The sequence below is a fragment of the Endozoicomonas sp. ONNA2 genome (assembly GCF_024606365.1).
Lineage (GTDB): Bacteria > Pseudomonadota > Gammaproteobacteria > Pseudomonadales > Endozoicomonadaceae > Endozoicomonas.
On sequence record NZ_JAHHPO010000686.1, the window covers coordinates 1 to 9,953 of the forward strand.

Consider the following 9,953-nt stretch of genomic DNA (forward strand, 5'->3'; position numbering starts at 1 on the left):
TTTTAGACCAATTTGCTGCCACCGCAGTAGGGCAGTCTATTCCGGGACAGCCTCCTGAAGCAATGCAGGAGCAGTTGCCGCGTAGGGCAGTCTACTCTCGGACAGCCTCCCGGGATCACCAAATAGTCATGAACGTTGGTTATTTATGTTCGGCTCCGGACATCTCGTAGAACTCGTTGTCTGATTCCTGAGTTTTTTTGCCTCTGGCAAATAATTCGTCCATGCCAAGGGGGGGGAGTGAATCACCATACACCAATTTGAACGGATCTTGATCAAAAACAAGTTTGGAAAAACAGGTAATTATTGGTCGCGTTTTTACTGGTGCCTCCAAAGTCATGGTTTTTCTCCCATCAACGATTTTGAAATCGACCGCAATGTTCTTGCAATCTGGCTTGCTGCGCTGATGGTTGTCAGAAGCATCTTTCAGGTTGGTAATGTGCAAAGTGTACTTTTCCGGAACACAGCTTTCAGTGACTTCCCATTGACCCATTTTATTGCACTTGACAAATTGTGCACAGCCATCAGCAAGTTGAACGCTATTGTCTGCATTCAACGATATCCGATGAAAGGAATTGTACAGGTGTGGATTGGCGTGATAATCGCCTATGAGCCGCTCCCGGAGACTTTTTGGCTTCGGGTCTGGAGACCCGGCCCGACAATCCAATGAGGTGGCTTTAGTATTGCCAGCCTTATTGTCATCAGGCTGAACATTGATCAGCTTGCCAAACGCTTGTACTTTTTTGTCACTCTCTGGCGGTACGCTGGACAGTCGGGCTGCCGATACCCCGGAGGCAGCAATGGAATCAATAAGGGCTTTACCTGTTCGAATGGGGAGATTGATCCTGGACCACACTGAAGGTGTGCAAAGTGATTTACCGAAAATGCCAGCCATGCTCTTGATCCTAAATAAAGTGTTGTGTATTTTCCGAGCTATCCAAGAGGCTGTCCGAGAATAGGCTACCTTACTGCGGCGACAGCAAATTGGTCTAAAAATCCGCTTTCGTTCGGCAAATAGCCCTGCGAATTTTTATCCTCAATTTCTGCCGTCCTCGCTACGGGTAAGCCCAGCCGGGCGCTATTCTCGAAAAGCCTCCTGGCAGTATTCCAAGTTGCCGGAGTGAGGATGTACCAGAGATTGAAATGGAGTCCATAATTTGATTGTTTTTCTGGCAAGAAGGAACTTAGTGTAGACCATACAGCGAGATTGCAACGTCTTTTACCGAAAATCCTGAGAATCAAATATGACCAGATACACGCTCAGGATTTGTCCCGGAAAAACTTCATCACTTTACTCAGTCCGGAAAATGTCGTCACCCGCTGCTTAATCACTCCTGGAAAAGGTCGCCGCCCGCTTCCCACTGCCCCGCAAAAGCACAGGCAATTTCGGCGTTTCGGGGAGCGTCTGTAGAAATGTGAAGTTATTTCATGACCGTTCCCAAGTGATAAATGGCCACTTCACCCATCAGGTTTGGCCAGACACGGCCTGCCAACCCGCTGTTATACGATTGATCCACCACCATTCGCTTCAATACCCGGTAGTTTTTCTCCCGGCACAACGCTTCAAAGTCTCTGAAGGTACAAAAGTGAATATTGGGGGTGTCATACCAGGTATATGGCATAAACTTCGAGACCGGCATGCGGCCATAGGCCGCAAGATAGAGTCGGCAGCGCCAGTGCCCGAAGTTGGGAAAGGTGACAATGCATTCCCGTCCTACCCTGAGCATCTCCTCCAGCACAAGGTGTGGGAAGTGCATCACCTGAAGTGCCTGGGTCATAATTACGGTATCGAAACTGCCATCCCTGAAATTCCCCAGACCGCGATTCAGGTTCTGTTCAATGACGTTTACCCCCCGCTCAATGCAGGCTTCAATATTCCGGGCATTAATTTCCAGACCATAGCCACTGACCTGCTTCTCGCGCTGCAGTTGGTGTAACAGCTGCCCATCACCACAGGCCAGGTCGAGAACCCGGCTGCCCGGTGCAACCCACTGCCTGATAACCCCAAAATCCCCCCGGCTCATGGACATTCCTCGGCTACCCGGTGCAAATAGGCTGACAAGCCCCGCACGTAGCGGGGAATATTCATCAGAAAAGCGTCGTGCCCCTGGGGAGCATCCACTTCAAGATACGTCACATCCTTATCCACCCGCATCAATGCATCGACCATCTCCCGGGAGCGTTCGGGCGAGAAACGCCAGTCGGTTGAAAATGAAGCAAGAAAGAAACCGGCGGTTGCCCTGCTCAGCGCCTCTGGCAGGCTGTTGCCATAATCACCGGCAGGATCAAAGTAATCCAGTGCCCGGGTCATTAACAGATAGGTGTTGGCATCGAAGCTTCCGGAAAAACGCTCACCCTGGTAACGAAGATAACTTTCTATCTGGAACTCCACATTATAATCGTAACTGAAACCTGCATTTTTCCGCTCCCGACCGAATTTGGCCCCCATGGCATCGTCGGACAGATAAGTGATATGCCCCACCATTCGGGCAAGCCCCAACCCCTTGCGGGGTATGCTGTTCTGTTCCAGGTAACGACCACCGGAAAACTGGTCATCGGACATGATGGCCTGCCGGGCTACTTCATTAAAGGCAATATTCTGGGCAGACAGTCTGGCTGCTGACGCAATGATGACGGCATGGCGCAGTTTTTCGGGATAGGCAATGCTCCATTGCAGTGCCTGCATCCCGCCAAGGCTCCCGCCAATAACCGCGGCCCATTGGGAAATACCCAGATGGTCCGCCAGCATTGCCTGGCTATTTACCCAGTCTGCAACAGTGACCACCGGAAAGTCCGGGCCATACGGTTTGCCCGTTTCGGGGTTAATGCTGGTTGGGCCAGTACTTCCATGACACCCTCCCAGATTATTGAGCGCCACCACAAAGAACCGGCGGGTATCAATGGGTTTTCCCGGGCCAATAAAGTTATCCCACCAGCCGGGCTTACGATCTGCCATGGTGTGATAGCCTGCGGCATGATGGTGGCCACTGAGAGCATGGCAGATCAGTACCCCGTTGGAGCGGGACTGATTCAGCTCGCCATAGGTTTCCACCATCAGCTGAAATCCTTCCAGCTGCTCGCCACAGTTCAACGACAGGGGCTGATCAAAGGGTATCGCCAGGGGCGCTACGAGACCAACCGAATCGGCAGGAATCAATTCAGGCATAAACTTCCTGTTTATCTTTCTTGGCCATAGCATACAGCCGGGATGCAATTAAACCTGTTACACCGCTGTCATTGTGTACACAGTCCATCCGGCAGCCATCTTGCCGGGCATTCACCTCCCCGTGATATGGATCCTGTGCAATCCCGGGATGACAGCCTCCCGGGAGGTGCCTTTCTACGCATTCCCGACCCGCAGTAACGTTATCTTGACCTTATCGAAGGTTGTTCACTATGGCTTTCAAAGCTTGTTATTTATCAGCAAAGAACGCTCTCACAGAAACGGCGAGAGCAGCACAAATTGCGGGCAGTGTATCCTCTTCATTTTTTTTTGTCAGCCTATCCGGGATTGATAACTGACCATTAACAATGAAGAGCCCGGGTTAAACCCGCCATTACGTCCTGACGACAGGTAACTCCAAAGCCAGTTCCGTCAACGCCAGGACATGGCTCAAAAAGTAGCCTTCAACCTGTCGTGAGCAAAAGTGCAGGTGTCGTTCATTAATGTATTCATCAACACTTTGATTGTTGATCAGGGAAATATAGAAGGCCCGAATCGCCTCATCTTCAACATTCAAGGCTGAAATAATTCTGGCACAGGGCTGAGAAATATTGCTCATTTGGAACTCCCGAAGCAACAGGCTTCTGGGTACTTGTCTTCCTGTGAAGGACTTTCCTGCAATGACGCTTCATTCGGAATGAGCCCACAAGGCAACAGATTGCTCTGCTTTAAAATGCATCGTACTGATACCGACAAATTCAACGATTATCTTGAATTAAACCTAGTATAGTCAGGCTTTACTGAAGTATTCTTGATGGCGGCAAACTCTTGTGATCAAAACCGATAAAAACGTGCTATCGTAACTTTCCGCAATAGTGCAAACTATTAAATACTTTTCACAGACCTCTCGGTGCATATGTCGTTATGTCTATTGAATCCCTAGGCCAACTTGAATCAAGACTCCAGAACCTGATTGACAAACTGGAACTGTCGAGAATGGAAGTAGAAGACCTCAGGTCTGCCAATACCCGACTTGAAGAAGAGAATATCCAGCTCAAGCAGGAACTCTCCGCATGGGGGGAGCGTGTCACTGCCCTGTTGGGTAAACTGGATATTGTCACTGAGGAAGAAGACAGCGAGCATGAAGCTGTCGCTTAAAATTATGGGGGCATCAATGCCCCGCAATTTTTACAAGCCGGTTTTACAAGACAGTATTACAAGCCAGTTGACAAATCAGTCTCGGCGTTTTCGATGGCTTCCAGGGCTTCCATCCATGCTTCTTCTATTTCTGAAGTCTGCTGTTTAAGTGCTGTTTGTCGGGTCAGCAGCTCTTTCAGTTTCTCTTTGGCCGTCTCTTCGTAGATCAAGGGGTCTGAGAGCCGCTCTTCAACTTGTGCCAATGAGGATTGCAGGTCTTCCAGCTGACTTTCCAGTTGCTCTGCTTTTTGTCTCAAAGGCCTGAGGGCTTTACGTCGTTCAGCCTCCTGGCGTCGTATGTCTTTCTTCTGTTGTGAGTTTTGTTGTAAAGAACCGGCGAATTCTCCACCATTTTCTGTGCTTCTGGCATTTCGGGATTCATTACGTTCCCTGGAGCGAAGCTGAACCAGCCATTGGCTGTAGTCATCAAGGTCGCCTGAATACGCTTCCATCCGGCCATCATGAACCAGATAAAGCTCATCGGTGGTGCTGCGAATCAGGTTACGGTCATGGGAAACCAGAATCACTGCCCCCTCAAATGACTGTAAGGCCATGGTCAGGGCCAGACGCATATCCAGATCAAGATGGTTGGTTGGCTCATCAAGCAGCAACAGGTTTGGCTTCTGCCAGCCAATGATCGCCAGGGCCAGTCTCGCCTTCTCACCACCGGAAAACCCCTGAATCGACTCCAGGGCCTTGTCCCCATGAAAACCAAAGCCGCCAAGAAAGTTTCTCAAATCCTGCTCCCTGGCCTGTGGAGAAAGCCTTTGCAGATGCAGCAAAGGGCTGGCATTGAAATCAAGACTCTCCAGCTGGTGCTGGGCGAAATAGCCAATGCTTAAGTGCTCTCCCTGATGAACCTTGCCCGAAATCAATGGCAACTCCCCGGCAAGCGTTCTGATCAGAGTTGACTTACCCGCACCGTTGGCACCAAGCAGCCCGATACGGCTGCCAGGTTGAATGTTGATGCTGAGTTTTAATAATGGCTTATTACCATAACCGAGTTCCGCCGTATCCAGTACCAGCAGTGGTGCAGACATCTTATCCGCTTCTGGAAAAGAAAAAGAAAATGGTGCATCCACATGGGCCGCTGAAATTTCCTCAAGCCTTGCCAGCGCCTTCAGGCGACTTTGCGCCTGTTTGGCTTTGGTTGCCTTGGCCCTGAAGCGCTCAACAAATTTTTCCATATGGGCCCGCAGCTTCTGCTGCTTCTCAAAGGCTGCCTGCTGCTGTTGCAGTCGCTGCGCGCGCAGGTGTTCAAAAGCGGAATAGTTGCCACGGTACTGGAACAGTGTCTGATGTTCTATGTGCAGTGTGTGATCGGTAATGGCATCGAGAAAATCCCGGTCATGGGAGATAACCAGCAAGGTTCCAGAGTACCGCCACAGAAAGTTTTCCAGCCAGACAATGGCATCAAGATCCAGATGGTTGGTGGGTTCGTCCAGTAACATGATGTCTGACGGGCACATCAATGTTCTGGCCAGATTCAGGCGCATCCGCCAGCCACCGGAAAAGTCGCGGACATTTTTTGTCAGTACCTGGTGATTAAAACCCAATCCATGCAACAACTGTTCAGCCCGGGAACGGGCTGTGTAACCATCGGCACGGAGCAGTTGCTCATGAAGATCGGCCAGTTTTTCGTGCTTGCCTGCGGTTTCTGCCTCAGTAATCGCCTGCTCGATCCGGCGCAGCGCTCCATCACCATCCAGTACATAGTCCACCGCATTACGGTCCAGGACATCAATTTCCTGGGCCATATGCGCCAGGCCACGCCCCTTATCGAACGACAGCTCACCTTTATCCGGTGGTAAATCTCCTGTCAGCAACGCCAGCAGGCTTGATTTGCCACACCCATTAGCACCCACAAGGCCAACGTGCTGGCCCGAATGGATGATTGTTGATGCATTCTCCAGGAGGAGCTTGCCAGACCTTAACAGGCTGATGGAATTCAATGTGATCATTGACATAGTATGATTGTGTTCGTCCGATCAAATAACCGTTAGCTACCATGACACCGAAAAAAACATATTGCTGCTTTTGCCAAGTGATAAGTAACTAACCATATGAAATCATATATTTCTGACTCCTTGTGCCGACATTCTCGGCAATTGCTCCTGCGTTGCTCAAGGAGGCTATTCTCCGACAGCCTCCTGGCTACTTTTCATCGAAGCAGTAAAGTCCGTGGATAAACCGTCAGCTCAAAAAAGGCAAAATAATCCGTGGATAAAAAGACTGGACATTAAACACCTTGTTCAATCCCTCTGATATTGCTCACTGCGGCCATGATCTTAATGATACAGCGTCGCAGGGCATTTTTTAACGCTCTTTAAAGAAAGATGAATTGGTGATTCCGTAAGTAGCTAACCGTATGAAATCATGTATTTCTGACTCCTTGTGTCGGCACTCTCGGCAAATGCTCCTGCGTTGCTTCAGGAGGCTGTCCGAGAATAGCGCCCGACCAGGAGGCTGTCCGAGAATAGACTGCCCTACGCGGCAACTGCTCCAGCGTTGCTCTAGCTCCTGCATCCATGCAGTCGTCCCCGAAGCGAGGACAGTAGAAAATTAATGATAAAAAATTGGTTTTTTGAGGTGAATAACGGGGCTGGTTGACGAAAAAATCAGGAATTTCAGACCAATTTATTGGAACCGCAGCAAACAGTCTTGAATAGGCTATTGGGTATTTTAATGAGTGGAGATGAAAAATAAGGAGGGGGAAAAAATCCCCCTTAAAGACTGCAGGTTATCAACAAATTTACTTTTTCTCGGCAGGAGACTTTTTTGCCGGTGCTTCTCTGGCGGGAGCTTGCTTTTCAGCTGCAGCCTGTGTGGCAGGAGCCTTGGGCGTAACAGCTGCCTTTTTGGCTACGGGCTTTTTCTTGGCTATTACTTTCTCTTTAGTTGCTGACTTCTTCTTGGCTACAACTTTCTTCTTGGTAGCTGGCTTTTTAACCGCCACTTTTTTCTTGACTACTGTCTTTTTCTTGGCTGCTGCCTTTTTGACGGTGGCTTTCTTCACAGCCGTTTTCTTCTTCGTAGCTACCTTTTTCTTGGCAGTGCTTTTTTTAGCAGCAGCCTTTGCGAGGGCCTTCTCCAGCGCGTCTTCAGCTTTTTTAAGCTTTTTCTTCAGTGCATCGATTTCCTTTTCCCACTTTTTTACCATGTCGACTTTTTTAACAGTCTTTTTGGCAGTGGCTTTTTTAACAGGAGCTTTTTTAACAGGAGCTTTTTTAGCAGCAGCTTTTTTAGCGGCAACCTTCTTGGCAGTGGTCTTTTTAGCTGCAGTCTTCCTTGTTGCAGGCATTGGGCCTTCCCTCGTTGTAATTTAACCAATCGACTAGTAGTCAGCACATCGTAATAAAAACTGAATAATTTATACCCAGTTTTAATTCCAACATAGAGTGCTTATTCGTCATCTGCAAATTTTTTTTTAGCTTTCTCTTAATTTTTTTGCTGATGAAATTATATTTTCCTTGAATAGATAGATAGAAGGAGACGTATATTTTTCTTATGTATTATCACAAAAAGCACTTTAAATAGGGCGTTTTTCATTACATAAAACTCCAACGGGGTTGCCAAAAAAACCAATTTACTAAATGATAGGGGCCAGAGTTTACTGTACTGCAAAGAATGTAAGTAGCTGGCCATATGGAATCGTATATTTCTGGCTACGTGGGCTAGTACTATACGAGGCACAACGGAGGAAGCATAGCCGTAGCTATGTGACCGGAGTTGCAATGCTGTAGAGTGATTGACAACTTGGTCAAAAAATATGATTTCATTTGGTTAACTACTTACCAGGATTTATCAGAAAGGGTGTCAATATGATTTTCAAAGCGCTTGCCAGCCTTATCCTGCTCTCATGCTCACTGTGCTCATTTGCCGATCTGGAGACAGAAAGCGAGAAACTAAGTTACAGCCTTGGGGTATCCATGGCAGAGCAACTTAAAAAATTTGATGGAATCAATGTTAACACTGTTATCAAGGGGGTAGAGGATAATATTGGTAACCAGATTTTACAGCTGTCACCGGATGAAGTCTCCTACTTTGTAGATCTGGCTCAGGCTCAAAAGCAAGACCTTGAACAGGCCAAGTACCAGAAAGCTGCCCGGGAAAGCCTGAAAAAAAGCCAGCTTTTTCTGGTAAACAACAGTAAAAAACCAGGGATTATTGTATTGGAGAGTGGTCTTCAGTACCGGGTACTCACAAAAGGCAATGGCATGAAGCCATCCGTTACTGATCTTGTAACCGTTCACTATGAAGGTCGCCGAATAGATGGAACGCTCTTCGAAAGCTCATACTCTCGAGACCAACCCGCAACTTTCCAGTTAAACAGGGTTATTGCAGGCTGGACAGAAGGGATACAGAAAATGCCTGAAGGCTCAACCTGGGAGCTTTTTATTCCCTCGACTTTGGCATATGGCTCCACCGGTATTCCGGGAATCATTGGGCCCAATGAAGCCATTATTTTCAAGGTGGAGCTGAGGGATGTAAGCAAAAGCAGTTGATGCTTGAATAGACGACTACATGGTCAGAATACAGTTTGTGCTCCCCAGATGGGGACATCAAGATTCTGCAAGCCTTTCCCGGTGAGATTCATGCAGCGATTCGATCAGTTTATCTTCAAGACTGAAACGCTCTGCCAGAGTTTCACCTAATTCCGATACAGCAACCTGAAGTTTTTGCAGCGAACTAATTGATTCACAACTGTCATTAAACTTCAAACATCTTGAAGTATTCTCTTCAAGCTTTGGCAGCACCGTATGAGCCAGTTCAACTCCCCCATCATCAAACTCTCGGGCCTCCTGAATCAACTGCTCGTAAACCTCAAAATGCCCAGCTGAGGCATAATCCACCAGAATCTGGCACAATTCCTTCAATTTACTGACTACCGGACGTTTGTCATCATCAAATTGATCCATTCCATTGATGGAGCAGTATAAGACGATCAGCTCCTGACGCTCGTTGAGCCAGCGATCAATAATTTCTGATACACCTCCCCAACGTTCTCTGGCCGTTTGGCAACCCTCCAGCATGATAGACAGTTCCTCTTTAACAATTAGATCTCTTCTGCGTGAATGGGGACCTCGTAAGCGCCTGTGTCAGGCAGCTCAGATGCTAGGTTATGACAGTGATTTTTTTGCGGCAAGCGTTTATTTTTCCAAAACACAACACACTTGAAAATGCAAGTTTTACAGGAACGTTATGAATTCAATGGTTTCAGGGTGTTTTCTTGGCAAAACAACTACTTTTTCAACTAAAAAAATATTATTTAATTTAAAAAAATTATTTTAATGACCAATATCAAATGACTTCAAACATCCTCACTAAGGAGCTGGGCATAAGGAATCGAATATTTCTGGCTACTTGGGCTGGTACTGTGAGGCACAACGGAGGGAGCATAGCCGAAACTATGCGACCGGAGTTGTAACGAAGCACGACTGCATGGATTCAGGAGCAGTTGCCGAGAGTGCCGACACAATATGATTTCATATGGTTAGCTAATTATGATGCGCTATTCCCAGTGATTCCTTTCTCAGGGCTACTAAGGAATTGTCTGTAAATAACTTCCACATATTCAGATGCTCCACCGCAATCA

9 protein-coding genes are annotated in these 9,953 nt (G+C 47.8%); 2 read left to right on the forward strand and 7 right to left on the reverse strand.

Going from position 1 to position 9,953, the window contains the following annotated elements; genetic code table 11:
- Positions 1-139: 139 nt before the first annotated feature.
- From KDK14_RS12010 to KDK14_RS12025, 4 genes are all read right to left on the reverse strand, one after another.
- Positions 140-892, reverse strand: a complete 753-nt coding sequence (locus KDK14_RS12010; protein WP_257265362.1) for a hypothetical protein — start codon at positions 890-892, stop codon at positions 140-142.
- 526 nt (positions 893-1,418) lie between these two features.
- Positions 1,419-2,021 (reverse strand): methionine biosynthesis protein MetW, encoded by a 603-nt coding sequence (gene metW / locus KDK14_RS12015; protein WP_257265363.1) that lies wholly within the window; start codon positions 2,019-2,021, stop codon positions 1,419-1,421.
- On the reverse strand, positions 2,018-3,163 hold the full coding sequence (locus KDK14_RS12020) for a homoserine O-acetyltransferase (RefSeq protein ID WP_257265364.1): 1,146 nt from the start codon (positions 3,161-3,163) through the stop codon (positions 2,018-2,020). The genes metW and KDK14_RS12020 overlap by 4 nt, the downstream gene beginning before the upstream one ends.
- Positions 3,164-3,554: 391 nt before the next feature.
- Entirely contained in the window at positions 3,555-3,779 is a 225-nt protein-coding gene (locus KDK14_RS12025) for a hypothetical protein (RefSeq protein ID WP_257265365.1), read from the reverse strand.
- A gap of 305 nt (positions 3,780-4,084) precedes the next feature.
- Here KDK14_RS12025 and KDK14_RS12030 point away from each other — a divergent pair, with 305 nt between their 5' ends.
- The gene (locus KDK14_RS12030; protein ID WP_257265366.1) at positions 4,085-4,318 is read left to right on the forward strand and encodes a cell division protein ZapB; all 234 of its coding nucleotides are present in this window, start codon (positions 4,085-4,087) and stop codon (positions 4,316-4,318) included.
- A 56-nt stretch (positions 4,319-4,374) separates the two neighbouring features.
- Here the strand turns inward: KDK14_RS12030 and KDK14_RS12035 are convergent, their stop codons facing one another.
- Both KDK14_RS12035 and KDK14_RS12040 read right to left on the reverse strand, forming a co-directional pair.
- On the reverse strand, positions 4,375-6,318 hold the full coding sequence (locus tag KDK14_RS12035; protein ID WP_257265367.1) for an ATP-binding cassette domain-containing protein: 1,944 nt from the start codon (positions 6,316-6,318) through the stop codon (positions 4,375-4,377).
- 791 nt (positions 6,319-7,109) lie between these two features.
- The gene (locus KDK14_RS12040) at positions 7,110-7,658 is read right to left on the reverse strand and encodes a hypothetical protein (RefSeq protein ID WP_257265368.1); all 549 of its coding nucleotides are present in this window, start codon (positions 7,656-7,658) and stop codon (positions 7,110-7,112) included.
- Positions 7,659-8,178: 520 nt separating this feature from the next.
- Here KDK14_RS12040 and KDK14_RS12045 point away from each other — a divergent pair.
- Positions 8,179-8,862 (forward strand): FKBP-type peptidyl-prolyl cis-trans isomerase, encoded by a 684-nt coding sequence (locus KDK14_RS12045; protein ID WP_257265370.1) that lies wholly within the window; start codon positions 8,179-8,181, stop codon positions 8,860-8,862.
- A 57-nt stretch (positions 8,863-8,919) separates the two neighbouring features.
- On the opposite strand, the gene rsd is transcribed toward KDK14_RS12045, so the two are convergent.
- Positions 8,920-9,390 carry a sigma D regulator gene (gene rsd / locus KDK14_RS12050; protein ID WP_257265371.1) on the reverse strand — a complete coding sequence of 157 codons (471 nt, stop codon included), beginning with the start codon at positions 9,388-9,390 and terminating at the stop codon, positions 8,920-8,922.
- Positions 9,391-9,953: the final 563 nt, after the last annotated feature.